21 protein-coding genes, 1 tRNA gene and 1 pseudogene are annotated in these 26,053 nt (G+C 68.9%); 12 read left to right on the top strand and 11 right to left on the bottom strand.

Annotated features, from left to right (window positions below):
* The first annotated feature begins 94 nt into the window (after nt 1–94).
* Together CAM01S_RS00110 and CAM01S_RS00105 are read left to right on the top strand one after the other, a co-directional pair.
* Nucleotides 95–2,065 (top strand): glycosyltransferase family 39 protein, encoded by a 1,971-nt coding sequence (locus CAM01S_RS00110; RefSeq protein WP_083527576.1) that lies wholly within the window; start codon nt 95–97, stop codon nt 2,063–2,065.
* Between the two features lie 192 nt (nt 2,066–2,257).
* Nucleotides 2,258–2,734 carry a hypothetical protein gene (locus tag CAM01S_RS00105; protein WP_066514309.1) on the top strand — a complete coding sequence of 159 codons (477 nt, stop codon included), beginning with the start codon at nt 2,258–2,260 and terminating at the stop codon, nt 2,732–2,734.
* A 262-nt stretch (nt 2,735–2,996) separates the two neighbouring features.
* Here the strand turns inward: CAM01S_RS00105 and CAM01S_RS00100 are convergent.
* The 4 genes from CAM01S_RS00100 to galU form a co-directional block, all read right to left on the bottom strand.
* Nucleotides 2,997–3,072: transfer RNA gene (locus CAM01S_RS00100), tRNA-Ala, on the bottom strand.
* A 53-nt stretch (nt 3,073–3,125) separates the two neighbouring features.
* On the bottom strand, nt 3,126–4,289 hold the full coding sequence (locus tag CAM01S_RS00095) for a hypothetical protein (RefSeq protein ID WP_066514307.1): 1,164 nt from the start codon (nt 4,287–4,289) through the stop codon (nt 3,126–3,128).
* An 85-nt stretch (nt 4,290–4,374) separates the two neighbouring features.
* Nucleotides 4,375–5,034, bottom strand: a complete 660-nt coding sequence (locus CAM01S_RS00090) for a GNAT family N-acetyltransferase (protein ID WP_066514305.1) — start codon at nt 5,032–5,034, stop codon at nt 4,375–4,377.
* A gap of 83 nt (nt 5,035–5,117) precedes the next feature.
* Nucleotides 5,118–6,008, bottom strand: a complete 891-nt coding sequence (gene galU, locus CAM01S_RS00085; protein WP_066514298.1) for a UTP--glucose-1-phosphate uridylyltransferase GalU — start codon at nt 6,006–6,008, stop codon at nt 5,118–5,120.
* 94 nt (nt 6,009–6,102) lie between these two features.
* On the opposite strand from galU, the gene CAM01S_RS00080 reads away from it, so the two are divergent.
* Nucleotides 6,103–6,687, top strand: coding sequence for a 5-formyltetrahydrofolate cyclo-ligase (locus CAM01S_RS00080; RefSeq protein ID WP_066514293.1), 585 nt, complete (start codon nt 6,103–6,105; stop codon nt 6,685–6,687).
* A gap of 1 nt (nt 6,688) precedes the next feature.
* A pseudogene (locus CAM01S_RS15225) lies at nt 6,689–6,781 on the top strand (FmdB family zinc ribbon protein); the annotation flags it as partial.
* Between the two features lie 62 nt (nt 6,782–6,843).
* Here the strand turns inward: CAM01S_RS15225 and CAM01S_RS15220 are convergent.
* Nucleotides 6,844–7,026: a hypothetical protein gene (locus CAM01S_RS15220; RefSeq protein ID WP_066514291.1), complete on the bottom strand. Its 183-nt coding sequence runs from the start codon at nt 7,024–7,026 to the stop codon at nt 6,844–6,846.
* 192 nt (nt 7,027–7,218) lie between these two features.
* Between CAM01S_RS15220 and mscL the strand changes: the two genes are divergently transcribed.
* Nucleotides 7,219–7,734, top strand: coding sequence for a large conductance mechanosensitive channel protein MscL (gene mscL / locus CAM01S_RS00070; protein WP_066514289.1), 516 nt, complete (start codon nt 7,219–7,221; stop codon nt 7,732–7,734).
* Nucleotides 7,735–7,821: 87 nt separating this feature from the next.
* Here the strand turns inward: mscL and CAM01S_RS00065 are convergent, their stop codons facing one another.
* Nucleotides 7,822–8,391, bottom strand: coding sequence for a CDP-alcohol phosphatidyltransferase family protein (locus CAM01S_RS00065; protein ID WP_066514284.1), 570 nt, complete (start codon nt 8,389–8,391; stop codon nt 7,822–7,824).
* 373 nt (nt 8,392–8,764) lie between these two features.
* A complete protein-coding gene (locus CAM01S_RS00060; protein WP_066514279.1) occupies nt 8,765–12,604 on the bottom strand; it encodes an AAA family ATPase in 3,840 nt (1,279 codons plus the stop codon).
* An 87-nt stretch (nt 12,605–12,691) separates the two neighbouring features.
* On the opposite strand from CAM01S_RS00060, the gene CAM01S_RS00055 reads away from it, so the two are divergent.
* The 4 genes from CAM01S_RS00055 (at nt 12,692) to CAM01S_RS00040 (ending at nt 17,386) form a co-directional block, all read left to right on the top strand.
* Complete coding sequence (locus CAM01S_RS00055; RefSeq protein WP_066514270.1) at nt 12,692–13,573, top strand: HpcH/HpaI aldolase/citrate lyase family protein; 882 nt, start codon at nt 12,692–12,694, stop codon at nt 13,571–13,573.
* Nucleotides 13,574–13,575: 2 nt separating this feature from the next.
* Nucleotides 13,576–15,372 carry a gamma-glutamyltransferase family protein gene (locus CAM01S_RS00050; RefSeq protein ID WP_066514268.1) on the top strand — a complete coding sequence of 599 codons (1,797 nt, stop codon included), beginning with the start codon at nt 13,576–13,578 and terminating at the stop codon, nt 15,370–15,372.
* A gap of 120 nt (nt 15,373–15,492) precedes the next feature.
* Entirely contained in the window at nt 15,493–16,365 is an 873-nt protein-coding gene (locus CAM01S_RS00045; protein ID WP_066516526.1) for an aldo/keto reductase, read from the top strand.
* A gap of 34 nt (nt 16,366–16,399) precedes the next feature.
* Nucleotides 16,400–17,386: an NAD(P)H-quinone oxidoreductase gene (locus CAM01S_RS00040; RefSeq protein ID WP_066514266.1), complete on the top strand. Its 987-nt coding sequence runs from the start codon at nt 16,400–16,402 to the stop codon at nt 17,384–17,386.
* 34 nt (nt 17,387–17,420) lie between these two features.
* Here the strand turns inward: CAM01S_RS00040 and CAM01S_RS00035 are convergent, their stop codons facing one another.
* Entirely contained in the window at nt 17,421–18,629 is a 1,209-nt protein-coding gene (locus CAM01S_RS00035; protein WP_157071318.1) for a PrsW family intramembrane metalloprotease, read from the bottom strand.
* 90 nt (nt 18,630–18,719) lie between these two features.
* The gene (locus tag CAM01S_RS00030; RefSeq protein WP_083527574.1) at nt 18,720–20,276 is read right to left on the bottom strand and encodes a carboxylesterase/lipase family protein; all 1,557 of its coding nucleotides are present in this window, start codon (nt 20,274–20,276) and stop codon (nt 18,720–18,722) included.
* Between the two features lie 86 nt (nt 20,277–20,362).
* On the opposite strand from CAM01S_RS00030, the gene CAM01S_RS00025 reads away from it, so the two are divergent.
* The 3 genes from CAM01S_RS00025 to CAM01S_RS00015 all read left to right on the top strand — a co-directional run bounded on the left by CAM01S_RS00025 (nt 20,363) and on the right by CAM01S_RS00015 (nt 22,209).
* The gene (locus CAM01S_RS00025) at nt 20,363–20,629 is read left to right on the top strand and encodes a glutaredoxin family protein (RefSeq protein WP_066514258.1); all 267 of its coding nucleotides are present in this window, start codon (nt 20,363–20,365) and stop codon (nt 20,627–20,629) included.
* Nucleotides 20,630–20,696: 67 nt separating this feature from the next.
* On the top strand, nt 20,697–21,242 hold the full coding sequence (locus tag CAM01S_RS00020; protein WP_066514255.1) for an LOG family protein: 546 nt from the start codon (nt 20,697–20,699) through the stop codon (nt 21,240–21,242).
* 19 nt (nt 21,243–21,261) lie between these two features.
* Nucleotides 21,262–22,209: a nucleoside hydrolase gene (locus tag CAM01S_RS00015; protein WP_066514250.1), complete on the top strand. Its 948-nt coding sequence runs from the start codon at nt 21,262–21,264 to the stop codon at nt 22,207–22,209.
* Nucleotides 22,210–22,307: 98 nt separating this feature from the next.
* Here CAM01S_RS00015 and CAM01S_RS00010 read toward each other — a convergent pair whose 3' ends face one another.
* Entirely contained in the window at nt 22,308–22,901 is a 594-nt protein-coding gene (locus CAM01S_RS00010) for a TetR/AcrR family transcriptional regulator (RefSeq protein WP_083527699.1), read from the bottom strand.
* A gap of 69 nt (nt 22,902–22,970) precedes the next feature.
* Nucleotides 22,971–25,112, bottom strand: a complete 2,142-nt coding sequence (locus tag CAM01S_RS00005; protein ID WP_066514245.1) for an MDR family MFS transporter — start codon at nt 25,110–25,112, stop codon at nt 22,971–22,973.
* Nucleotides 25,113–26,053 lie beyond the last annotated feature (941 nt).

Genomic DNA, 26,053 nt, shown 5'->3' with positions numbered 1-26,053 from the left:
GACTCTCGGCGCCTGAGCGTCGTCGCAGTCGCCCATCCCCGTTCGCGTCGTCCGCTGAGCACAGGGAGGTCGGATGATGCCAAGATGAGCGTCGATGCGCCAACGTTTACCAATTCGTGACCGATTGCGGGATATCCCGCAGTGGGTGCTGTGGTCGTTGGTCCTCGTTCTGGCCGCGTGGGCGGTCCTCTGCACATTCGTCAGCATGAGCAGCGGCTACTCCGACTTCTACGCGACCGCGGTGAAAAGCATGTCGACGAGTTGGCGCGCGCTGTTCTTCGGCTCGTTCGACCCCCAGGCGACGATCACGCTCGACAAGCTGTCCGGCTTCCTCGTCCCGCAGGCCGTGTCAGCACGACTGTTCGGGTTCTCGCCGTGGGCGCTCGCGATCCCCCAGATGCTCGAAGGCCTCGTGACAATCGTCGCCGTCTTCGTGATCGTCCGCCGTTGGATGGGCGACGTCGGCGGCCTGATCGCCGCGCTCTCGATGGCGCTGACGCCGCTGCTCGTCTCCACGTTCTCGCACCCGATGGAAGACGGCATGCTGACCATGTTCACGGTCCTTGCGGTGCTGGCATGGCAGCGATCGATTGACTCGGGACGAATCTGGCCGCTGCTGCTGTCGGCCGCGTTCGTGGGCCTCGGGTTTCAGGCGAAGATGCTGCAAGCGTGGCTGCTGCTGCCGCCACTCGCCGTCGTGTACGTGTGGGTCGCCTCCGTGTCAATGCGTCGCCGGCTGGTAGCGCTGGCCGGAGCCGCCATCGTGGTGATCGCGACGTCGTTCTCGTGGATGACGCTCATCCAATGGTTCCCGATCGGGCGTCGGCCGTTCGTCGATGGGACGACGAACGACAGCATGTTCACGATGGTCCTCGGATACAACGGCGTGAACCGGTTCCTGCAGAACTGGTGGCCCGGTGCGCTCCGCAGCGACCCCACCGGACCAGCGTCCACCGTCGGTCTCGTCGGCGGGATCATCGGCCACACACCGTTGAAGCTGTTCCTGCCCCAGTACGCGACACAGATCGGCTGGTTCTACCCGCTCGCCGCAGCCGGACTCGTGCTCGGCATCATCGCGCTCGCGCGGCACTGGTCGACCTTCGGCCATGACGCGGGGCTGCGGATCGGCGTCCTGCTCAGCTGCTCCATGTTCGTGGTGTTCGGCGCCGTGCTCAGTGTGATGAGCCTGCCGCACACCGCCTACCTGGCGAGCATGGCGTTCCCGCTCGCGTCGCTCACCGCGATCGGTGTCGTGCTCCTGTACCAGTACACGCAGCACCCGGCATCGAAGATGCGGTTCGCGCTCCCGATCACGGTGATCGTGCAGACCGCCTGGATGCTCTTCCTCATCGCGCACTACGGAACGTTCGCCGGCTGGCTGGTACTGCCGGTCGCGGTGCTCGGGTTCGGCGCGGGAATCCTGCTCCTGACTCGCGCGAGTCGTCGCCCGTTGCGCGACTGGAGGCAGTGGCCGGCAGCCGCTGCCACCGCGGCGATTGTGGGAGCGCTCCTAGCGCCCATGGTGTGGTCGGCCTCCACGATCGACCCGGCGTACGCGGGGTCGGCGAACGACGCCTACGCGGGTCCGGCGCCGAAGCAGGCTGCCGAAGAGATTCAGGCCGCCAACACGTACTACGGCGTGGGGCTCGCATCGAACCGAGCACGGCCGCGGACCGCAGCGGTGGAGGCGGCGATGTTCGCGTACGCATCCGCGCACAGTGTGGGTATGGCGAGCGCGCTCGCCACCGACACGTGGCGCAGCGCGGCGCCGCTCATCATGCATGGCGGACGGCGCGTCCTGCCGATCGGCGGCTACACCTCTCGCGTGCCGTCGCCGACGAAGGCGCAGATCGTCAGCCTCGTCCAGCATCATCAACTCCGGTTCGTCCTCCTCACCGGTGCCGGATCGAAGAACAGCACCGCGAGCGCGAACCTCAAGGCAATTCAGTCGTGGGTGCGAGCCACGTGCACGATCGTGCCAGCGAGCACGTACGGCGGCGCGGCATCGACGGGCGCGGCCAGCGGGGCATACCTCGTGCCGGACCGGCTGTACGACTGCCAGTAGGCGAGGCCGTCCGCAATCAGCAGCCGGCCGCGCTCCAGACCGGCGGCCGTTGGGTTGGCCCGGCAATGGCGCCACGGACGCCGAAAACCGCCGCGCCACAGCGCGAGACGTCGTGCACCGACGACCCGATTTTGCTCCCAACCACGCCTATGCGATCATGTATGCGATATTTCACATACGATAGGAGTTCTGATGGTTCAGAAGCCGAAGGCCGTACGCGCAGCCCTCGCAACGGCGGCCCTCGTTCCACTGGTGGCGGGAGTACTCGGGGCAGGAACGGTCGCCGCCGCGTCAACGACATCCGCGGGCGCCACGCCCAGGTACGTGGACCGGACCGTCTCCTGCTCAGCGGGCAACTTCACGGGCACCGCTGAACTGCGCGTGTCATCACCTGCCTCCGACGGTTCGACGACCACCGGAAGCGTTCTTCGATACCGGATCCAAAAGCACAACGGGCAGCAGGGCGGCAATAAGGCCAACATCAACCTCTTCGTCGGCGGAAACTCCGCCAAGTCACCGGATCGGATGATTCAAGACGGCAATTGGCACACCCTGGACCTCTGGACTGCGGGCAACTCCTCGCGAGGCGAGATCCAGTTCATCTTCGACAAGTCCGGCTCGGACCCGCGCTGCTCAACTTCGTTCCAGAGCAGCTGGGACAACCGGTAGCGCCTCGCAGGTCTGAGCCCAACGACGCGAAACGGCCGAGGATCGGTGCACGCCAGCACTGGCCCTCGGCCGTCTCTTTCGCACAAGCGGCCGGCGCTGTCACCCTGCAACGCTGCGCAAATTTTCGGCGTTGCACGCGACGCGACATTGATTGCGTCGCGAATCCGTGGCCGCCTACGGCTACCTCAGCACACGCACACGGACCGAGCGGGGTCAACGATCCCCATGTTTGACGACGAGATCGCGTCTGTACCCGGGAGTGTGGTGGAGCTAAGGGGATTCGAACCCCTGACCTTCTCATTGCGAACGAGACGCGCTACCAACTGCGCCATAGCCCCAAGTGCCTGACAACCCTAGCACCGCGGTGCCGGGCGAACGAAATCGGCGGAGGTCAGACGGCGCGCTGCCGGCGACGCCGCAGAACCGCATCCAGGTCGGGGCGCTCGTAGGCATCTTCGTCGATCACACCCATGCCTGCGAAGGGGCTCGGGGTGCCGAGAGGGGTGCTGTCGGGACGCGCCGGCGCCGCGGCAGCGCGAAGGCCGAGCCGCTCCTCGAGCCGCGCAGCACCCGCCGACGGTGCACCAGCGCCGGGCACGTCGCCACGCTCGGCGGTCGCCGCACTCACGACGGGCTCTTCGCTCTCGCGGGCTGGCATGCGGACGACGCGAGCCAGCGTCGGGTCCGCGGCTGCAGCCTCCATGGCGGCCCGTTCGGCACGCTCGGCGGCGGCAGCGGCGTCCGCGGCAGCGGCAGCCTCCGTGGCCGCTGCAGCGACCCGTTCACGGAGACGTGCGGCAAGGACCGCCGACGACTCGGTCTCGGCGACGACATCGGGTGTGGTCATGTAGATCGGCTTCGGCAGCTGCGTCGGGGTCCACGCGCGGCTCGCCGACGCGTCGGTGCGCTCGGGCGCAGTCCGTGTTGCGTCGTCGGCCGTCGCGGTGGTTGCGCGAGTGCGCGGCGTCGGCCTGGAGGCACGTCGAGCCTCCGTCAGCGCCGTCACCTGGCGAGCGCGGCGCGCCCGGGCGACCGCGCTCAGCTGCGCGAGCACCACCGTGGAGCCGGCGAGCGCGATCAGTCCGGCTACCCAGAGGAGCCAGAGCCCGGGAGCGGCGACAAGGGTGACGATGGCGAGCGTGAGACCGATGACACCGAGTCCGGTCGCGCCGAGCCGCGAGCGTCGCATCCGAATGGTGCTCAGCGCGGGCGCCGCCGAGACGCGAGCCAGCTCGGGCGCCTGCTCGGCCAACCGGCGGGTGATCTCGCGCTGACGAGCGGCCTCTTGCGCGCGGACGATCGCACGGCGGCGGGCTTCTTCGCTGGCCGCGACGCGTCGAGCCTCGGCGAGCGATTTCGCGTTCAGCTCGACGCGGACCTCGTCCGGCAGCTCTGCGGTCTCGGCGAGGATTCGAAGGGTCTGCTGGAGGCGAATGGCATTGCGTTCGGTGGCGAGATACTGCCGCCGCGCATGCCACGCGGGCATCAGATAGACCACCCAGAGCACGGCTGCGATCAGCAGAACGATGCCGCCGCTCCAGGACCCGATTCCCATGCGAACACGGTATGGGCGACGCGAGTGACAGACGGTGATTGCGGGGAGCGTGTTGCCCCCGGATCGGGAAGATTCCCGGCCAGGATCAGCCCGGGCGGCCCGGGAGTATCCGTTGCGCAGCCTCGGCCCGCGCCCACTCCGGGACGGAACCGGCACCGGGCGGCACTGCGCCCTTCACCCAGCGGTCGAGAACCCCCTCCCGGACCTCTTCCGCGACGAGCGCGAAACAGAAGTGGTCGCGCCAGTCCCCGTTGATGTGGATGTAGCGGCGCCGCAATCCTTCGTATCGGAACCCGAGTTTCTCGACCACTCGCAATGACGGCGCGTTCTCGGGGCGAATACAAATCTCGATCCGGTGGATACCGACGGTTCGAAAGCAGTAATCCACCGCGAGCGCGACGGCGGTCGGAGTGACGTTGTTACCGGCCGCGCTCTGCACCACCCAATACCCGATCGATGCGCTCGCGAGCGACCCATAGGTGATGCCCGAGACGTTCAATTGGCCCACGAACCGGCCGTCGAGTTCCATGGCGAATGGCAGCCCGAGCCCGGACCTCGCGTTGGCCTGCAGCGCGCGAATGCTTCCCCGGACGTCGGTGGAGGCATGACCAGACGGACTCGTTGCCTCCCATGTGCGCAGCCATCCCCGGTTCGAGGTGAGCGCGAAGTCGAGATCGCGCGCATCCCGCAGACGCAATGGGCGGATCGTGATCCGCCCATACGTCAGCGTCGGGACGACTGTCATGGGAACCTCCGGAGGCGCCCTGACGAGGAGGGCGGACGATCGGGGTGCGATCCGACCGTGCGCCCCGAAGATCTTGTGCTGCGTTACTCGTCCGCGACGAACTCGGTCAGCCAGGCCCGGAGGTCCGGCCCGAGATCGTCGCGGTCGGAGGCGAGCTGAACGATCGCCTTGATGTAGTCGAGTTTGTCACCGGTGTCGTAGCGGCGTCCACGGAACACGACGCCGTACACCCCGCCGGTCCACTCTTCCGCGCCTGCCATCTTCATGAGCGCGTCGGTGAGCTGGATCTCGCCGCCCTTCCCGGGCTCCTGCTTCTCGAGCACGTCGAACACCTCGGGGCGGATCACGTACCGGCCGATGATCGCGAGGTTCGACGGGGCTTCCCCCGCCGGGGGCTTCTCGACGAGACCCGTGATCTTCACGACATCCTCGACATCCGTCGGCTCGACGGTCGCGATCCCATACATGTGGGTCTGCGACTCGGGAACCTCGAGGAGTGCGACGACCGTGGCGTTCCGCTCCCCCTGGACCTCGATCATCCGCTTGAGCAGCGGGTCGCGAGCATCGATGATGTCGTCACCGAGGAGCACCGCGAACGGCTCACGCCCAACATGCATCCGCGCGCGGAGCACCGCATGCCCGAGGCCCAGCGGATCGCCCTGACGGACGTAGTGCATGTCGGCGAGGTCCGTCGACTGGTTGACCTTCTTGAGCTTGTCGTGGTCACCCTTCTTGCGCAGGGTCTCCTCGAGCTCGGACACGTGGTCGAAATGGTTTTCAAGCGCATTCTTATTGCGCCCGGTAATCATCAGCACGTCGTGCAGGCCCGCGTCGACCGCTTCTTCCACGACGTATTGGATGGCGGGCTTGTCCACGACCGGGAGCATCTCCTTCGGCATCGCCTTCGTCGCAGGCAGGAATCGAGTGCCGAGGCCGGCCGCAGGGATCACGGCTTTGGAAATCTGAAAACCCATACGGCGACGCTACCGGAAACGGCTGTTCCGCGAGTCCCTGCCGCTCCGATCCGCGCGCAGCGACCCGCGGCGCGCATCACACTACGATCGACGCATGATCCCCGACCCCGGGAACGCGAAGCGGGCCCTGCGCGCCGAACTCCGACAACGGCGGCGGAATCACACGTCGACCGAGCGCGAGACCCTGACGGCGCAGCTCACCGCCACGCTCGAGCGATTCGTCGAAGAGCGCGCCATCCGCTCGATGTCCGCGTACCTGTCGTCGAACGACGAGCCGAACGTCCGGCCGTTCCTCAACTGGGCGTTCGCGCACAAGATCCGCACACTCCTGCCGATCACACGTGAGGACGGCCTGCTCGACTGGGCCGTGGGCGACGGCGCGACCGAACGGCAAGGACTCGCCGGCATGCCGGAGGTCGTCGGCGAGGTCCTGTCCCCACTCGCCCTCGGCGACGTCGACGTCATCCTCACCCCGGCCGCCGCGGTCGACCAGCACGGCATCCGGATGGGTTGGGGGCGCGGCTACTACGACAAGACGCTCGGATCAATGGCCAAGCGTCCGCCCGTTTATGCTGTGATCTTCGACGCGGAATACCTCGACGAGGTTCCGCGCGAACGCCACGACCAACCCGTCGACGGCATCATCACGCCCACGCGCATTCTCACGTTCCGGAGCTGACGTGCCCACCTACTCCTATCGCTGCACCGAGTGCGGCACCGCGTTCGACATCAAGCAGTCCTTCACCGACGCAGCCCTGACCGAATGCCCCACCTGTGGAGGCACCCTCCGCAAGGTCTTCAGCCCGGTCGGCGTCACCTTCAACGGATCCGGCTTTTACCGCACTGACTCGCGCTCGTCGAACGGCAGCTCGGGCAGCGCGTCCGGATCGTCGAGCGGGGGCGCGGGCTCGTCGAACGGCGGCACCGGGTCGGACGGCTCGAGCACGAGCAGCACGAGCGGGTCTGGATCGTCCAGCTCCGGAGGCGCGAGTTCGGCGCCGTCGAGCGCTCCGGCCACCAGCGGGGCCGGTTCGTCAAGCTCCTCCGGCTCGTAACGGTTCCAGCCGCCTCCAACGCCGTCATTCGGACGGCTCCCTCCGCACGACCGGCGCGCACCTCGCGCATCTGCGCGGAATCCGGCTATGGTGATCGCGTCCAGGGCAGTGCAGCCTGGGTGGTCCGCTCGTCCTGCTCGCTCGAAAGGATCCACATGAAGGGGTTCCGCGAATTCCTGCTCCGGGGGAACGTCATCGACCTTGCGGTCGCGGTCGTGATCGGAGCTGCGTTCACCGCCATCGTGACCGCGATCGTGACGAACATCATCAACCCGCTCATCGGCGCGATCTTCAACGCCTCGGCGCTGAATAAGTCGCTCATCGTCGCGATCCCCACCGCGTCGGGCGGCCAGGCGAAGCTCCTGTTCGGCGCCGTTCTTGGCGCCCTGATCAACTTCATCATCATCGCGGCGGTCGTGTACTTCGCACTGGTGCTTCCGGTGAACCACCTGATCAAGGCGAGCTTCGCCCGTATCAAGAAGGACGACGAGCAGCCGCCGAAGGACGTGCCTCCGACCGACGTCGAGTTGCTCATCGAGATCCGCGACCTGCTCCGCGCGCAAGCAGACGGTGCACCCGTCGGAGCCCGCGCAAGTGGGGCCGGCGCGCACGCCGCGCCGCCGACCGATGCACCGGAAGGGCCGGGTATCCCCGGCACCACGAAGCTGTGACCAGGATGCCCTGAACGGGACACCCCAGACCACGGCTTCCCTGACCACGACGCTCTGACACGCACACGGTCACCGCCGTCGTCACTGCTACGCGGCGCGCACCCTCCGGCGCTTCTCCACCATGCCGACGGCGTATTGCGCCCCGGCGATGACGTGCCCGACCGTTCCGAGCCAGACGAGCACGATCGCGACCGACCGAATCCACGGCAGTGGCTCCGCGATCGCGGTCGCCGAGAACAGCAGCACCGGGAGTCCGACGAAGAGCAACGCGGAGCGGAGCTTCCCCACCCAGGACACGTCGAGGTCCGGGCCACCGTGGAAGAGTGCGGCGGCCATGATCACGAGGACGAGATCCACCACGACGACGATCGCGACCACGATCCACGGCAGCAGCCCGATCAACACGAGCGAGAGCACGATCGCGATGATCGACAGCCGGTCGGCGACCGGGTCGAGCGCTTTGCCGACCCGCGACTCCTGATGGAACCGGCGGGCGAGGAAGCCGTCTGCCCAGTCCGAGACGCCGAGCACGATCAGCGTGATGAGTGCCCAGCCGTGATGGCCGGTGACCGCGAGCACGACGAACGTCGGGATCAGCAGGAACCGGATCAGGGTGATCAGGTTCGGCCAGGTCCGCCACCGCCAGGGCTCGCTCATGCCGCCAACCCTAGCGATGCCGCCCCGTGTCGCCTCCGATCACCCCCAGTGGGGTGGTCGATCACGCCGCAGACGTTCGTCGTTCTCGCCCGCGCTGTGCCGCCGGACCTCGGGCTCGGGGTGTGGGTCGGTGCCGGGGGCGGGCTGGGTGGTGACGCGCCGGCGGGGGCGATTCGCGCCTCCCGTTCGGGATCGGCCCGGAGGCGCGGATTCCGAACCAGCAGCGCCATCCGGATCCACGCCGTCGCCATCGGCCGTCCGCTCGGGCGGGTCCGCTTCGGGTGTCCACGACCCGACCAGGTGATCGCTGGTCGGCGTGACCGGTCCGGCATCCCGGTGCGCGCGGCGACCGGTCATGAGTCAAACCCGACCATCAGCGGCGTGCGGGCACCGGCGGGATCGAGATCTCCTGCGTCGCCCCGCGCTCCACGCCGAGCACCTGCGCCACCGTGTTCGCGACCCGGTCCGGGTCGGCGAACAGCTGGAACGCGTGCACCCGTACGTAATGCCAGCCGAGTCGGCGAAGCACTTCGGGCCGAAGGCGCAACGATTCCCGGAGCGATCCCTTGGTCAAGGAAGCGTCCGTCTCGATGGTGACGCACACGCCACCGTGTGCCGCGACGAGGCCGAGCTTGCCACGGTGCCCGAGCGCAACCGGGATGCCGCGCATCTCGAGCCGTCGAGCGAGGTCGACGAGCAGCGGGTCGCTGTCGTCCGGCAGATACTCCATCGCCGTGCGTGCGCGCACCTCGGCGAGGATCTCCGCCAGCGCAACCGTGCCGTGACCCATCCGTTCCGCTTCGATGTCGGCGGGCTGGAAGCACGTGACGATCACCATCGAACGACGAGCGCGGGTCATCGCGATCGCGAGCAGGCGCTCCCCGCCCGGCTTGCCGAGCGGACCGAAGTCGCGGAGGACTCGACCGTGCGGGGTGCGGCCGTAGCCGATCGAGAAGATCACCCGGTCACGGGACTGCGCAACCGACTGTTCGAGCGTCGCGACGATGAACGGCTCGTTTCGATCGCCGATGACGAACTCGGTCAAGTCCTTCCGCCCCTGCACAGCGGTCAGCACGGCCTGTTCCACGCGGACCGCGTGCTTCGCGGAGGCCGTGATCACCATGAGCGATTCGGTCGGCCGGGTGCGCGCATGCTCCAGGACGAGCCGCACGACGCGATCGACCTCGGCGTCGACGCTCTCCACCGCACCGGAGTCAGGGTCGGGCACTGCCTTGCCGTCGGCGACGTAGTCGAGTGCGATCGATCCGTGCCCGAGGAACGAACCGGCCCACGGCAGCGACTCGATCCGACCGCCGTAGAAGCGCCGATTGACGAGTTCGGCAAGGTCCTCGCCGCCAGCGCGGTACGAGCGGGTCAGCGACAGCGTCGGCAGCAGGGTCGAGAGCCGGGCGAGCGCCGAATCGGCATGCAGCGCGTCGAGGGTCTGCTCATCGACGTCGAGCGAGCGGTGTGCCGGATCGACGGCGATCCGGAACGGCGACGGCGTCTGGGTGACCGGATCGCCGAAGACGACGGTCTGCCGCGCCCGACGGATCGCGCCGACGGATTCCGCGATCGTGACCGCACCGGCGTCGACGAGGAACACCGTGTCGAACGGCATCGTGTCGGTCACATCGGCGATCTCATACGGCGAGGCGAGCCACACCGGCGCGATCGATCGCGAGAGGTGCGGCGCGGAATCCTGCAGCAGGCGGGACGAGATCGCCCCGTCTTTCAGCTGCGTCTTCAGGCCAGTGGCTTCTTCCGGCCAGTCGACGAGGCCGACGTTCCAGTTCTCCGCAAGCTGCCACGCGAGACCCTGCGACACTCCGGCCGCATGGGCATCGTCGACGAGCCGGAAATCGGCCTCCACGCGGTCGAGCATGTCGGTGTTCGCGCCGAGCAGTGCACGATCCGACTCGAGCATGATCTCGAGCGCGGATTGCCACCACGCCAGCTCGAGCTCGGCGGCGACCTGCGTGTCCGGGACGTGACGGTTCGCGAGATCCGTGATGAGCGGCTCGAGCTGCAGATCCCGGAGGGTCGTCATCAGTTCCGTCCGCTCCTGCAGGTTGTGCAGGACATCCGACTCCGCGGCGAGGGACGCGATGAACGCTGTGAGGTCCGCGACGGGCAGGTTGGCGAGTTCGGCGCTGCCGTGGCGTCCGAGCGGCTCGTCGAGACGGCGGAGGTCCTCGACCACGTTCGAGAAGAGCACCTGCACGTCGCCGATGCCGCTCGGCACCTCGGGCTGCACGCCGGCCGACACGTATTGCTGCCACGCGGTTCGCTGCTGCTGCACCCGCGTCAGCGCCTCGTGCAGATCCGACACGTGCACGCCCGGCCGGACGTACTCGCGCGCGAGCTTGCGGAGTCGGCGGCGGTTCGTCGCCGACATCGGCGCGCCCTCCCCGCGCGGGGCCGTCGCTGCGACGAGCTCCGACACGGAACGGTCAAACACGACGGGCAGGAACCGGTCGAGCGTGTCCCGGATCTCGGTGAGGAGGCGGAGGAACACACCGAGCTCGTTGATGGTCTGGAACGCGCGCATGCGGGTCGAGCCGATGAGGTCGTTCGCACGGTCGAGCAGCGTCGGCAGCGCCTGGGCGTGCAGGTCCTTCGCGATCTGGTGGGTGCGCTGGGCGGCGCTGCTCGACGCGAACTTCGCGCCGTACCAGGGCGAGTCGTCCGGTCCGTACTTGAACTCGCCGAGGTTGGCGGCGCTCACCATCGTCTCGGCGACGCGAGCGCGGCCGTCGACCATCGACATCACGGACTGCCGCGACAGGCGCGCCGTCGTCGACGGCGGCGTCGGGAGCAGCGACAGCCGGGACAGTTCGATCAGGCAGTCGAGGACGGAGACGCCGAAGTCGCCGTCCGTGCGCCGGAGCGCGCCGCGGTAGTCGAGCAGGACTTTGCGCAGCCGGACGAGTGCGTCGTCGACTTCGCGGAGGCTCGGTTTCGTCGCTTTCTCGTTCCGCGTGATGGCGCGGATGAGGTCCCGTCGGAGGGACGCCGGCGTGACGGCGACGCCGGGAAGATGCACGTCGGCGAACCGCGCGGCGATGCCGCGGAGCGTTGCCCGACGCGGACTGACGACGAGCACCCGCTTGTTCGCGGCGACGAGTCCGCCGATCGCATTGACGATGGTCTGCGTGCCGCCGGTCCCCGGCAGTGTCTTCACGACGATCGAATTGCCGGCGGTGATCTGTGCGATCACGTTCTCCTGCTCATCGTCCGCGTCGAGGAGGAGCGTGTCCGTATCGGGGCTGCGCTCGTCGGAGGGCGTCTGCTCGACCGGCCGATACGACTGCTCGACCTGCCACTTGGCGCTCGGGTTGCCGGCGAGCGCGTCGAGGATCGGGTGCGCGAGACTCGTCGTGTCGTCCACCATCGCGGTGGCGACCTCGGCGAACGTGGAGACGACGAGCCGTGGGTGAACCGAGAAGTGCTCCAGGTGTGCGGTCAGTCCGCGCAGACGATCGATGACCGGGTTCGGCGTGAACGAGCCGTCCTGCTGCGCGAGTGCGACGAACGCCTGGGCGTCGAGGGTGATCCCGAACTGCTGCCGCAGTGCGTCGGCCAGGCCCGGGTTCAGGATCGGCTCCCCGAGGAGGCGGACCTCGAAATCGCGGCCGTGCCTCCGGATCGCGAGTGGTCGGAGCAGCACCGGGCCGCGATACGTGACGTCGGCGTGCGCCCAGTCGGCGATGCCGATCCCGAGCTTGACCGCGTCGATGCCGCGGACGGTGGCGAGCTCCGTTCCCTTCTCTTCGACGTTGCCGGCGGCGACGCGGGCGGCGCGCAGCGCGACATCATCGCGGATGAGGCTCGACAGCAGTGTGGTCTTGCCGGTGATGAACTGCGCCAGACCGCCCGGGTGGGTGGTCGAGAGCTCGATGCGTGCCGCGGGGTGATCGCTGAAGTGGATCAGCGGGCTCGTGCCCCCGACCCCGGCGAGCTGCGCGCGCCAGTTCTCCCAGACCGGCTCCGCCGCGTTACCGGCGACGAGCCGCGGGTCTCCGAGGCTCAGCTGGTGCGGTGCGGTGACCTGCGGCTCCGGCAGCGGCGCGAACGCCTGCGTCAGGTCGCCGTCGTCCGGGTTGTTCCCCGGCCCCGTCGCTGCATCGTTCGACTCGCGCGCGACAGCACCCGAGGGGACGTCATCGTTTCCGTCGCCCCCGCGGTCTGAGATCCTGTCGGCGCGCCACACACCGATACTGTAGGCGGCTTCACAAAGCCAAACCGGCAATGACCCGTTGTTTCGGGACATCGGCCGTCGGTGTGATACCAACGAGGCATGGCCATCGACGACCGCACCGCTCAGACGGAGTCCACCGTTCCCGCCAAACGGACGCGCCCGGAGGTGCCGGCGGAGATCTCACGCTCGTGGCTCCTCGTCTCCGGCACGGCGTCGGACGGCTTCGATCGAGCCGCACGGTCGCGTGCCGACCAGGTCATCCTCGACATCGAGGACGCGGTCGACCCGAAGCTGAAGCCCGCCGCACGAACGGATGTCGCCGCGTGGCTCGCCGGCGGCGGTGAGGCGTGGGTGCGGATCAACGACGTCACGACCGACTTCTGGGCGGACGACGTCGAGGAGCTCCGTGGCCTCCCCGGCCTCCGGGGCGTGATGCTCGCCAAGACGGAGGCCGCAGCACAGGTCACCGACACCTGGCACCGGCTGGGCGGGCACACCCCCGTCATCGCGCTCGTCGAGTCGGCGGTCGGCGTCGAAGAGGCGACGTCGATCGCGAAAGCACAGGGCGCATTCCGGCTCGCCTTCGGCTCGGGCGACTACCGACGCGACACCGGCACCAGCGCGGACACGCTCGCCATGGCGTATCCGCGCTCGCGACTCGTCGTGGCTTCTCGCGTCGGCCGGCTGCCGGGTCCGATCGATGGCCCGACCGTGGGAACGTCGCACCCGATCCTCCGCGAGCAGTCGCAGGTCGCCGTCTCCCTCGGCCTGACGGGCAAGCTCTGCCTGGACGTCGAGCAGCTGCCGGTCATCAACGAGGTCATCTCCCCCACCCCGACGGATGTCGCCTGGGCGCAGGACTTCCTCGACGACTTCGAGGCCCGAGGCCGCGTGATCCGCGACGGCTCGGACCTGCCGCGACTCGGGCGGGCGCAGAAGATCCAGCGCCTCGCCGAGGCCTTCGGTGTGACGCCGCGCTGATCATGACGTTCACCCCACCCCCCGCAGATCTCACCCGCCCCGACCTCGCCGGCACGTTCGGCATGAGTGCCAGCACGCACTGGCTTGCGACAGCGGCCGCGCAGTCCGTCCTCGAGCGCGGCGGCAACGCCTTCGATGCCGCGGTTGCCGGCGCGTTCGCCCTCCACGTCGTCGAACCGCACCTCAACGGTCCGGGCGGCGACATGACCGCGGTGTTCGCGACCGCGGACGACCCGACCCCGACCGTGCTCGTGGGCCAGGGCCCAGCGCCGGCCGGTGCGACCGTCGAGCATTACCGGGCGGAAGGGCTCGAGCTCGTCCCGGGCGCTGGTGCGCTGGCAGCGGCCGTGCCCGGCGCGGTGGACGCCTGGCTCCTCCTGCTCCGCGATCACGGCACCTGGCGTCTCGCCGACGTGCTCCGGTACGCGATCGACCTCGCCCGCGATGGTCACCCGATCGCCCCGCGCGTCGCGGCGACGATCGGTCAGGTCGAGCGGCTGTTCCGCGACCACTGGCCGTCATCGAGCGAGCGGTGGCTCCCAGAGGGCCGGGTTCCCGTCGCCGGCGAGGTCGTCAAGAACGAGCGCTACGCCGCAGTGCTGGAGCGTCTTGTCGCGGCCGGCGACGGCCTCGACGATCGGGTCGCTGCGATCGACGCGGCACGCGAGGAATGGGCCGGCGGATTCGTGGCCGAGGCCATCGAGCGGTTCGTCCGCGATCCGCATCGCCACGCGTCCGGCACCGACCACGCGGGCGTCATCACCGCGGAGGACATGCGGGCGTTCCGCGCGACGTACGAGGCGGCCGCCACCATCACGTTCCGCGGACACGTGATCGCGAAGACCGGCGCGTGGGGGCAGGGCCCGGCGCTTCTGGAGTCGCTCGCGATCCTCGACGGCTTCGACGACGACCATCTCGATCCATCGACGGAGCTCGGCGCGCACACCATCACCGAGGCGCAGAAGCTCTCGCTCGCCGACCGCGAGGCGTATTTCGGCGACCATGCGGTGCCGCTCGACGCGCTCCTCGATCCGGCCTACATCGCCGCGCGGCGAGCGCTCATCGCCGACGCGGCTTCGCACGCGTTCCGGCCGGGCCACGTCGGGGACGGGCCGGCCGCGCTGCCGCCGCTCCGTACCTCGTACGCGCCGCCGTCGGCGGAACCGGCGGTGGGCGTCGGTGAGCCGACCGTGAACCGCGACGGTGTGACGCGCGGGGACACCTGCCACATCGACGTCGTGGACCGCTGGGGCAACATGATCGCCGCGACGCCGTCCGGCGGCTGGCTGCAGTCGTCGCCGACGATCCCCGAGCTCGGCTTCTGTCTTGGTACGCGCCTCCAGATGACCTGGCTCGAGCCGGGTACGGCGTCGACGCTGACGCCGGGCAAGCGGCCGCGCACCACGCTGACGCCGACGCTGGTGCTGCGCGACGGTGTGCCCGTGTCGGCGCTCGGCTCGCCCGGCGGCGATCAGCAGGATCAGTGGCAGCTGCTCTACCTGCTCCGCACGATCGTGGGCGGCTACTCGCCGCAGGAGGCGATCGACGCGCCGGCGCTGCACACGACCTCGTTCCCGGGGTCGTTCTGGCCCCGGACCTGGGAGCCGGGTGGTCTGGTCGTCGAGGATCGGCTCGGTGATGCCGTGATCGCCGCTCTGGAGGCACGTGGTCACGTGATCACGCGCGCCGGCGGTTGGACGCTCGGTCGCCTCTCGGCGGTCACCCGTGATCCGGCGACGGGCGTGGTGGGAGCGGCCGCGAACTCGCGGGGCGCGCAGGGGTACGCCGCGGGGCGCTGACCCGCTCCCAATCGCCTGCTGCCGGGGTGTCGCTCAGCGCTGCGGCCTGCGCCGCGCGTCGCGATGGAAACATGGTGCCGTGAGAGAGCGCTCACTCGCGCGGTGGAGCATGCTGGTGCCATGAAGCAACGAGTCATCGGAGACGTGTCGGTCAGTGCAATCGGTCTCGGCGGCATGCCGATGTCGATCGAAGGTCGCAAGGACGAGCGACAGTCGATCGCCACCATCCACGCCGCACTGGAGGCCGGGGTCACCCTTATCGACACCGCCGACGCATACCATCTGGCCGCCCACGACGAGGTCGGCCACAACGAACTCCTCATCGCCAAGGCGATCCGCGAGTACAAGGGCGACACGTCCGGCGTGATCGTCGCGACCAAGGGCGGTCACCTGCGCCCGGAGCCCGGCCCGTGGGCGCAGAACGGCGACCCGGCATACCTGAAGGAGGCGGCGAAGGCGTCCGCGAAGCGCCTCGGCGTCGACGCGATCGACCTGTACCAGTACCACCGCCCGGACCCGAAGGTCCCCTACGCCGACTCGATCGGCGCGCTCGTCGAACTGCTCGACGAGGGTGTCATCAAGATGGCGGGCATCTCGAACGCGAACGTGGACCAGATCCGCGAGGCGAACGAGATTCTCGGCGGGCGCCTGGTGTCCGTGCAGAACCAGTTCTCGCCGAAGTTCCGCTCGAGCGAAGAGGAGCTCGTACTCTGCGACGAGATGAACATCGCGTTCCTGCCGTGGAGCCCGCTCGGCGGCATCTCCTCGGCGGCTGATCTCGGTTCCACGTTCGAGGAGTTCGCGCGCGTTGGTCGCGACCACGGCGTCTCGCCGCAGGTCGTCGCACTCGCGTGGGAGCTCGCGAAGAGCGACGTCGTCATCCCGATCCCGGGCGCATCGCGTCCGCAGTCGATCCTCGACTCGGTGACGGCCGCAACCGTCAAGCTGCGTCCCGAGGAGATCGAGCGCCTCGACGCGGTGCACGCGGAGTAATCATCCGTCGGCCGTCGCGGCGTAGCGTCGGTGCATGCGTGCCATCACCTTCGACGCTCCCGGCGACGAGGACGTCCTCGTCATCAGCGATATCCCCGACCCGGTTCCGGGCCCCGGCGAGCTGCTGATCGACGTCGCGGCGGCCGGCGTCAACAACGCAGACCTGATGCAGCGTCGCGGACGCTACCCCGTGCCTCCGGGCGCGAGCCCGATTCTCGGCCTCGAATGCTCCGGGACCGTTGCCGGCATCGGCGCCGGACTGGCCGGAAGCGGGTGGGCGATCGGCGATCGGGTCTGCGCGCTGCTCACCGGCGGCGGATACGCCGAGCGCGTCGCCGTACCCGCCGCACAGGTGCTGCCCGTACCGGGCAGCGTCGATCTGGTCGAGGCGGCCGGCCTTCCCGAAGCAGCCTGCACCGTGTTCTCCAACGTCGGCATGATCGCCCGACTCCGGCCCGGCGAGACGCTGCTCGTGCACGGCGGGACGAGCGGCATGGGTTCGCACGCCGTCCAGTGGGCGACCGCGCTCGGCGCACACGTCATCGCGACCGTCGGGAGCGATGCGAAGGCGGAGGCCGCCGCCCGCTTCGGTGCCGAGACGGTCATCAATCACCGCCAGGACGACTTCGTGGAGCGCGTCCGGGAGCTCACCGACGGCCGCGGCGTCGATGTCGTCATGGACATCGTCGGGCCCGCATACCTCCACCGGAACATCGAAGCGCTCGCCCCGAACGGGCACCTGATTGTGCTCGGGTCGGTGGGCGATGTGCCTGATGCGCCGCTCGAACTCGGTCTCCTCATGCGCAAGCGGGCGAGCATCACGGCGACGACGCTCCGCGCGCGTCCAGCGGCGGAGAAGGCCGCGATCGTCGAGGCGGTCCGCTACAACGTGTGGCCGATGGTGGCCGCTGGTCAGGTCTCGCCGGTCATCGACAGCGTCCTGCCCCTCGCCGATGCTGCTGATGCGCATCGGCGCATCGCCGCCGGAGGGGCGATCGGCAAGGTGCTGCTGCAGCCCTGACGGGCAGGCTGGGAGGCCGACGCCCGGGGGCCGATTATCGGTCCGCGCCTGGCGTCGGCGTGCCGTCCCAGCCGTTCTGCTCCTGCGGGCGGTCCGGTTGTGCCTGCTGCTGGGCTGAGCCGTGCTGGCCATACTGCTGGTGGTGGCCGTGCTGCTGCTGGTCGTACTGCTGCGGCTGGGCGTACTCGTGCTGGCCGTACTGCTGCGGCTGGCCGTGGTGCTGCCCGTACTGCTGCGGCTGCTGCCCGTACTGCTGCTGCTGCCCATACTGCTGCTGCCCCGCCCACTGCGGTGCACCCGCCCATGGCGCTCCTTGTGCGGCCTGCAGTCGTCGACGCTTCCGTGCGTAGTGCACGAGGACCCAGATCAGGACCGCGACGCCGATGAGCGACACGATCACAAGGCCGATCACATAGAGCGCGGTCGCAAGGGAGTTCACGGTTGCCGCCGCGGACTGCGAGATGAGCCCATGCGCCAGCTCGAAGGGCGTCGTGCCGGTGAAGATGAACGCGAGCGCCGCCGCGATCCCGCTCGTCGAATCCCACAGCCCGTGCAGCAGTGCGACGCCCACATAGGCGATCACGGGCATCCAGGAGAACCGGAAGCGACGGCTACCCGATGCGACCCCGAAGAGCACCGCCCCGAGGATCGCCGTCCACAGCACGTGACCCACGGGCGCCAAGACGGCCCGGATCACCTCGGTCTGCAGCAGCGAGTAGAGATCGATCCCGCGGGTCGTGATCGCCGCGTTGAAGGCGTAGCCGGCTGACTCGAACGCAGCGAAGCCCGCGCCGACCGTCGCGCCCAGCAGGGCTCCTTGGCGCGCATTCTTCGGCCGGACGCGCCAGCCGACGATCAGCAGCAGGACGCCCTTGACGAACTCCTCGACGAATCCCACGAGCACGTAGACGAATGCGCTCGGACGAAGGTCCGACTCGAGCAGTGACGCGCCGAGCACGCCGAGGATGCCGCCGACGAAGAACGCGACGACGAGCTGCATCGTGCTGACCGTGCCCGTGACACGCTCGATGACGAACAGCACCACCGTGAATGGGACGAGGAACGAGCCGATCAGGATGATCGTCGGCACGAGGTTCGTGTTCAGCGTCAGAACGGTGACGACGATCGTCACGATCCAGAGCGCCAAGCCGACGAGCAGCGTCTTCCACCACCAGCCGTGGCGATGGTGCGCGTGCTCGAGGGGCCGGTCCTCGTCGACGAGGTCAGCAGTCGCAGCAGTCATGCAACCATCGTGCTCGCCGAAGCGTCGGACGGTTCTGGGCAAGCACCCGAACATCGCCAAGGATTCCATAAGGAAACGCTCAACGGGACGTCAGTAATCGTAGAGGACGCCCGACCAGGCGAGCCGCGCCTCCCGATCCGGATCGTCGAGGACGCGACTCACGGTCTCGATGGCGAGCGTTCGCCGACGGTCGGTCTCGTAGCGCGGCCATTCCCATCCGCGGTGCGCGGGAACCCCGTCGCGGACGAATCCCGTCCATGAGCCCTGCAGCACGTTGCCGATGCGACGGCGAACCCGCGCCGCGTCAGCACCGGCCACGAGCCGGCCGACCGGGGTGCCGAACGTCCCGAAGAGGTACGGCAGCTCCGTGCCGTGCGCTGCTCCGAGTCCGGTGAGACGCAGCGTCGGCGACGCATGGTCGTACCGATACATCCACGTCGGGTTGCCGGCCTCGGCGTGGGCGTCCGCGACCTCGATTGACGGCACACGGAACACGCCGTCGCCGCCCGCGATGCTCCACGCGCGACGAGCGTCCGCCACTCGGGCCGCTCCTCCGCCGGCGCGCTCGCCGTACAGCACGCGGATGCGGGCCCAGGCTGCTGGGTCGGTGCCCTCGACGAGCTGGCGGACACGTGCCTCCGTATTCGGGATGACCGGCGCGCGACCGTGTTCGAACAGTGAGTACTCGTCGCGGTTCGTGCCGATGATGAGGGGAACCGACGCTGCCCGTCCGTTGCGGAGCGCGATGAGCGGGTGCTCCGGCAGCACGTCGCCGTCGATCGTTGGCGAGAACGCGGCGACCAGGGGCGACTCGGCCGTGATGTCCCGGTCCAGCGCCGCCGCCACCGTCAGGAGGCGCGACGCCGGAACGCGAAGCATCTCCCGCGCCGCGTGGCGTCGGTCGACACCGAGCCGTTCGGCGAGCATCTCGGCGTGCGGAGCCTTCTTCTCGGCGCGGTGCGCAGTCTGCGGATGCGGGCTCTGCGCGATCGCTGCCTGAAACAGCCCCCGTGCGGATGGCGTCGCCAGCAGTGTCGTGATCGCGTTGCCCCCGGAGGATTCACCAACGATCGTGACCCTGCCCGGGTCGCCGCCGAAGCCCGCAATCGCATCCCGGACCCACTGCAGCGCTGCCACCTGGTCGCGAAGCGTGCAGTTCGCGTCGAACGCGATCCCGTCGCCGTTCAGCGCGCGAAGATCCATCGATCCGAAGACACCGAGCCGGTACGAGAGCGTGACGACCACGACACCGCGCCGGGCGAGCGCGGTGCCGTCGTACTCCGGGATCCCGGAGGCGCCGGAGCGGTACGCGCCGCCGTGAATGAATACGAGCACGGGCAGACGGTCTGCGTCGAACGGGCTGAAGACGTTCAGCGTCAGGCAGTCTTCCGACTGGGCGAAGCGCGTCGAGATTCCGCCGGTGAACGGATGCGGCTGCTGCGGGCATGCAGCGCCGGGTTCAGTCGCAGCGCGGACGCCGCGCCATGGCTCGACGGGCTGCGGCGCGTGCCACCGGAGCTGCCCCACCGGCGCTGCGGCGTACGGGATCCCCATCCAGCGCCGGATCCCGGCTCGCACCGCGCCGCGCACCGATCCGGAGGCGGTGGTGACGGTGAGCGCATCGGTCACGGAAAGCGTGCTGGTCACCCTTCGACGCTACGCCCGTCGTGCGCGCATCCACAGCCCCCAGGCGCCCGGGAATAGCGGCGGCCACGCCAACGTACGATTCGGACATGAGCGACAACGAGACCTTCGACCAGATCACGATGTTCGGCGCGGACTGGTGCCGCGACTGCCGCCGTTCGAAAGCGCTGCTCGACAGCTTGGGCGTGGCCTACGACTACGTCGACGTTGAGGCGGAGCCGACCGCAGCCTCCCGAGCCGAAGCGATCTCGGGCCGCAAGAACATCCCGGTCGTGGTCCTGCCGAACGGCAAGCATTTCGTCGAACCGTCGGACGCGGAGCTGCAGAGCGAGCTGGAGTCCGCCGGCCTCGTCTGATCGGCGCGCGCCGGTTCGGCGCGACCATTCACCGGAGGCTCGGATCGCCTCCGCCAGGATGGACTCCATGCGAGTCACGAGCGTTGCGGTCTTCTGCGGGTCCTCCGATGGTTCGGACGCACGCTACGCCGATGCGGCGCGGCGCCTCGGAGCCGCACTCGGGTCGCGCGGCATTCGCGTCGTCTACGGCGGCGGGACCGTCGGCCTCATGGGAGCGGTTGCGGACGCGGCCCTCGCAGCAGGTGGCAGCGTCGTCGGGGTCATGCCCCGAACCCTCGCGGATCGTGAGGTCGAGCATCGCGGGCTCACCGAGTTCCATGTCGTTCCGGACATGCATCGCCGGAAGGCGATGATGGCGGACCTCGCGGATGCGTTCATCGCCCTTCCCGGCGGCATCGGCACGCTCGAGGAGATCGCGGAGCAGTGGACGTGGTCGCAACTCGGGATCCACGACAAGCCGTGCGCCTTCCTCGACGAACTCGGCTATTGGACGCCCCTCCGCGACATGGTCACGACGATGGTCGCGCAGGGATTCCTCCGTCCGGACGTCGCCGACCGCGTGCGCTTCGCGTCGACACTCGACGAGGTACTGGCGTTCTTCGCTGCCTTCTGAGCGTCGATACGCTGTCCCGGTGTTGCTCTACCTCGACTGCGACCCCGGAATCGACGATGCGCTCGCCCTCGGCTACCTGATTGCTCACCCGGACGTCGACCTCGCACTCGTCGGCAGCGTCAGCGGGAACACCGATGCGGCAACCGCAGCGGTGAATGCGCGCGGCCTCCTGCGACTCTTCGGCCGGCCGGACATTCCGGTCGCGACCGGGGCGCACGACTTCCTGTCCCGGCCGTTTCACGGCGGGGCCCCACACGTCCATGGCGACAACGGCATCGGCGGCGTCGCGCTCGACACCACCGGCACGACGACCGCTCGCGGCTCGGCGGCAGAAGAGCTCGTCGCCCTTGCGCGGTCGAACCCGGGTCAGGTGCGCATTCTCGCGATCGGACCGCTGACGAACCTCGCGCTCGCGCTCGACCTGGAGCCGACGCTGCCCTCCCTCGTGCACGACGTCGTCGTGATGGGTGGTGCTGCACTCGCGCCCGGCAATATCACGCCCGCGGCGGAAGCCAACATCTTCGGAGACCCCGAAGCGGCGGCGCGTGTCCTCGACGCGGCATGGGATCTCACGATGGTCCCCCTCGACGCGACGATGCATCAGCGATTCGAAGCCGCCGATCTGGAGGCGCTGCTCGCCTCCGACCGTCGCCCCGCGCAGGTCCTCGGGGAACTCCTCGCGCAGTATTTCGACTTCTACTCCGGCCCGTTCGGGCGCCCATCGGCGGCGCTGCACGATCCCCTGGCAGCCGGCATTCTCACCGGTGAGGCGATCGCCACCCGGGCATTCCAGGTGCGGACTGTGGTCGACACGACGGACGGACCGGGGCGGGGTCAGACGATCGCCGATCTCCGCGGCAGCTACCACCCGGACCCGAAAGCGTATTCGGGAGAAGCGCGATGGGTGCTCGCGGTTGACGAGCCATTCGCCCCCACCCTCTTGGAACGTCTGCTGTCCCTCGACTGACCGCGCGGCAACTCCGGAGTGCCCCCGGCTGGCAGCGCGCCAGCTCGGGTGTCCCTCGGCGGACCGAGCGCCAGCGCTCGGGTGCGACGGCCCGGGCGTCAGACGGCGCGAATCGCGGCGACCGTCGAGCGAAGCGCCGCCGCAATGTCATCGCGACTGCGCGTGTCCTCACCGCTGTGCATGATCTCGCCGAACGCGGCAAAGACCAGCGCAACGGCGAGCCGTGCCCGCTCTTCACCAGCACGCTCGGCGACCAGGGCGACGAGTCCGCTCCGGAGCTCCCCCATCCACTGCATCATCGCCGGGGCGAGCTCGGGGCGGTCATGCACCATCGCCTTGACTGCCGCACGGTCGTTCGGGAGCGGAAAGCTGTAGGCGAGGAGATCGCAGACGTCGTCGACGACGTTGCCGTCTGCGGACCGGAACTGCGCCAGGCAGGTGTCGGGCAGAACCGTCGCCGGGAGTCCGAGCGCTGCTGCCGACTTCGATGGGAAGTAGTTGAAGAACGTGCGCGGCGAGACGTCGGCGGCCGCGCAGATGGCTTCGACCGTGACGCCGGCGACGCCGTGCTCAGTGACCAGCGCGACGGCAGCCTGATGAATCGACTGCCACGTCTGCTGCTTCTTGCGTTCGCGGAGCGACGCGCCATCGTGGGCGGCGCTTGCGGTGTCTTCGGGTGTTGTGGTTGTCATGCTCGTGTTGCGATCCTGTGCCGAGGGCGCGTCCGGCACACGTCGTGCGGCGGACGCGCCCTCGATTGATCAGGCCCCCCGAACCTCCACCGACCCGGTGGCCGGCGCCGTGGGCGAACCCATGGTGGTTGCGGCGGACACAGCCTCGGCCTCCAGATCGTCGGCGGTTCCGGCGCGGTCGGCCTGCTCTTGCAGCGCCGACTGGCGACGGAGCGGCGGCGTCTTGAAGAACCAGGTGAGGACGAACGCGAGCAGGATCACGCCGAGCCCGACCCAGTAGATGCTCACCGCCGACGTGTTGAAGCCGACCATGAACGGGCGGGTGAGCCGCGCGTCTGCGCCGTTCAGGAACGACGTGTCGCTGGTGTTGGAGGTTCCGGACGCCTTCTGGTCGGCGACCTTCTTCGACACCGTCGGCACGAGCTGCTTCACCCAGTAGGTGCGCTCCGAGGTGTTGGACCAGTCGACCGTCAGCTTGCCGTTGGCAACCGTTGCGTGCGCCTTAGCAGCTGCTTGCTGCAACGCGCTCGCGGTGGCGTTCGGCGTCGCGGCGGCGACCTGCTGCTGGATGATCGACGGTGCTGCGGCAGCCGGGATCTGTCCGGCCGTCACCTTCGCGTCGACTGCCGCGGTGACCTGCTTCGTGACGGCGCTGGTCACTCCGGACGTCACCTGCGAAGTCGCCTGGTCGAGCTTGGTCTGGATTCCCTGCTCGAGCGGCGCCACCACCGGCGACCACAGCTGCTTCATGACCGCCCTATTCTGCGGAGCGGAGGCGACGGTCGGGTTGAGCGCAGCGTCGAGCGCGTTCGTGAGGTTCGCCTGGTTCGCGGTGGCGTGCAGGATGTTCGTCGGCATGAGCGAGAACAGCACGGACAGCAGGACCGCGGTTCCCATCGTTCCGCCGATCTGACGGAAGAAGGTCGACGAGCTCGTCGCGACACCCATGTCCTTCGGTGCGACCGCTGCCTGCGTAGCGAGCACGAGGCTCTGCATGAGCTGTCCAAGACCGAGGCCGATCCCGAACATGCCGATCATCATGAACCAGAGCGGCTTGTCGACCGTCATGAAGGTCAGCACGACGTAGCCGGCTGCCGTGAAGGCGGTACCAGTGATCGGGAAGATCCGGTACTTGCCCGTGCGGGAGACGATCTGGCCGGACACGATGGAGGCGATCATCAGTCCGCCGATCATCGGCAGTGTCGCAAACCCGGACTCGGTCGGGGTCAGGCCGGTGACGATCTGCAGGTACAGCGGGATTGTCAGCATCGCACCGAACATGGCGAACCCGACGAGGAACCCGAGGACGGTCGCCATCGAGAAGGTGCCGGACCGGAAGAGCTTCAACGGGATGATCGCGTCGTCCTTCATCACCGTCTCGATGATGATGAACCCGACGAGTCCGGCAGCGCCGACGGCGTAGCTCGCGATCGACGCCGCTGAGCCCCAACCCCAGGTGCGACCCTGCTCGGCGACGAGCAGCAGCGGGACCAGTGTCACGATGACGGCGGTGGCACCCCACCAGTCGATGCGCGGGCGTGCGTGGGCTGCACCGAACTTCGGCAGGTGCAGGAAGGCGATGACCATGAGCAGCGCGATGATGCCGATCGGCACGTTGACGAGGAAGACCCAGCGCCAGCCGGTGATGAAGAGAATCTGGTTCGCGCCGGCGAACAGACCACCGACGAGGGGACCGACGACCGATGAGATCCCGAAGGTTGCGAGGAAGTACCCCTGGTACTTCGCCCGCTCACGCGGAGCGAGGATGTCGCCCATGATCGCGAGCGGCAGCGACATCAGGGCGCCAGCACCGATGCCCTGGAACGCGCGGAAGCCGGCGAGCATGATCATCGAGGTGGAGAAGCTCGACATCAGCGAGCCGACGATGAACACCGAGATGCCGAAGATGTACAGCGGGCGACGGCCGAACAGGTCGGAGAGCTTGCCGTAGATCGGCGTCGCGATCGTCGAGGTGATCAGGTAGGCCGTGGTGACCCAGGCCTGCTGGTTCAGACCGTGCAGATCGTCGCCGATGGTGCGGATGGCGGTGCCGACGATGGTCTGGTCGAGTGATGACAGGAACATGCCCGCCATCAGTCCGTAGATGACGAGCATGATCTGCCGGTGCGTCATCACCGGCTTGCTCGGGCCGCCGTCGGCGACGGGCGCCGAAGGCCGCTGCACCTCGACGGGTGCGGTTGCTGTTGACATGCGATTCCTCGTGACGTGTGGTTCGTTCAGTGGGGCTTGTGGCTGGCAAGGGAGCCCGATCCGGGCATCCAACCTTGCAGGCTCTGCAACTTTACATCGCTCGCACTTATTCCGCCAGTGCAAACTTGCCGGTTCTGAAGCAGCCGCCCTCCGGCTGCGTGCTGTTGACACGCGCACCACTCCGGCCCTCTCGCCGGCTCCGCGGGTATCGCCCCACGCTTCTACAGCTGTGGCGAGCGCTGATCGGCGCCCCGAGGCGCAGCCCGGCACAGCGCGGCACAACGCAGCGCAGCTCAGCTCAGCTCAGCTCAGCTCAGCGCGGCGCAGCACAGCGCGGGGGCGGCGCAACGCCGACACGCGGCTCACGTTCCACCGGAAAGCAGCTTCTTGCGCAGCGGACCGTGTTGCACGCAAGAAGTTGTCACCCCGGCGAACCGGAGCGGCGCGTCGCCTCTTTCCCACCGAACCACCGTCGCCTCGACGCGCAGCTCAGTTTTCGCCGGCCCACAGCTTCTTCCGCACTGGACCGTGTTCCACGCAAGAAGTTGTCACCCCGGCGAACCTGAGCGGCGCGTCGCCGCATCCCTACAACCAGCGGCGCCCGGCGGCCCTGAGCGGCGCGTCGCCGCTTCCACTCCGAACCAGCAGCCCACCGGCACGCGGCTCAGTTTCCACCGCCACTCAGGTTCTTGAGCAGCGGGCCGCGTCGCGTGCAAGAAGTTGCTACCCGGGCGAACCTTAGCGGCGCGTCCCCGCATTGGTACGAACCAGCACACGAGCCGGAGGCACAGCACGGACCAGCACACGAACGGGAGGCACGACACCGGACTGGCGCCGCGCCTCCCGTCCGCCCCGGCCCTGGACCCGGTCCAGTCCCAGCCCCGCCCCGGCCTCGACCCCCGGCCCCGCCCCGGGCCCGCCCCGGCCCCGCCCCGGGCCCC

The sequence above is a fragment of the Curtobacterium ammoniigenes NBRC 101786 genome (assembly GCF_001571045.1).
GTDB classification, from domain to species: Bacteria; Actinomycetota; Actinomycetes; order Actinomycetales; family Microbacteriaceae; genus Curtobacterium; species Curtobacterium ammoniigenes.
Note: the sequence above shows the minus strand (reverse complement) of the source record. Positions and strands in the feature narration are given on the sequence as shown.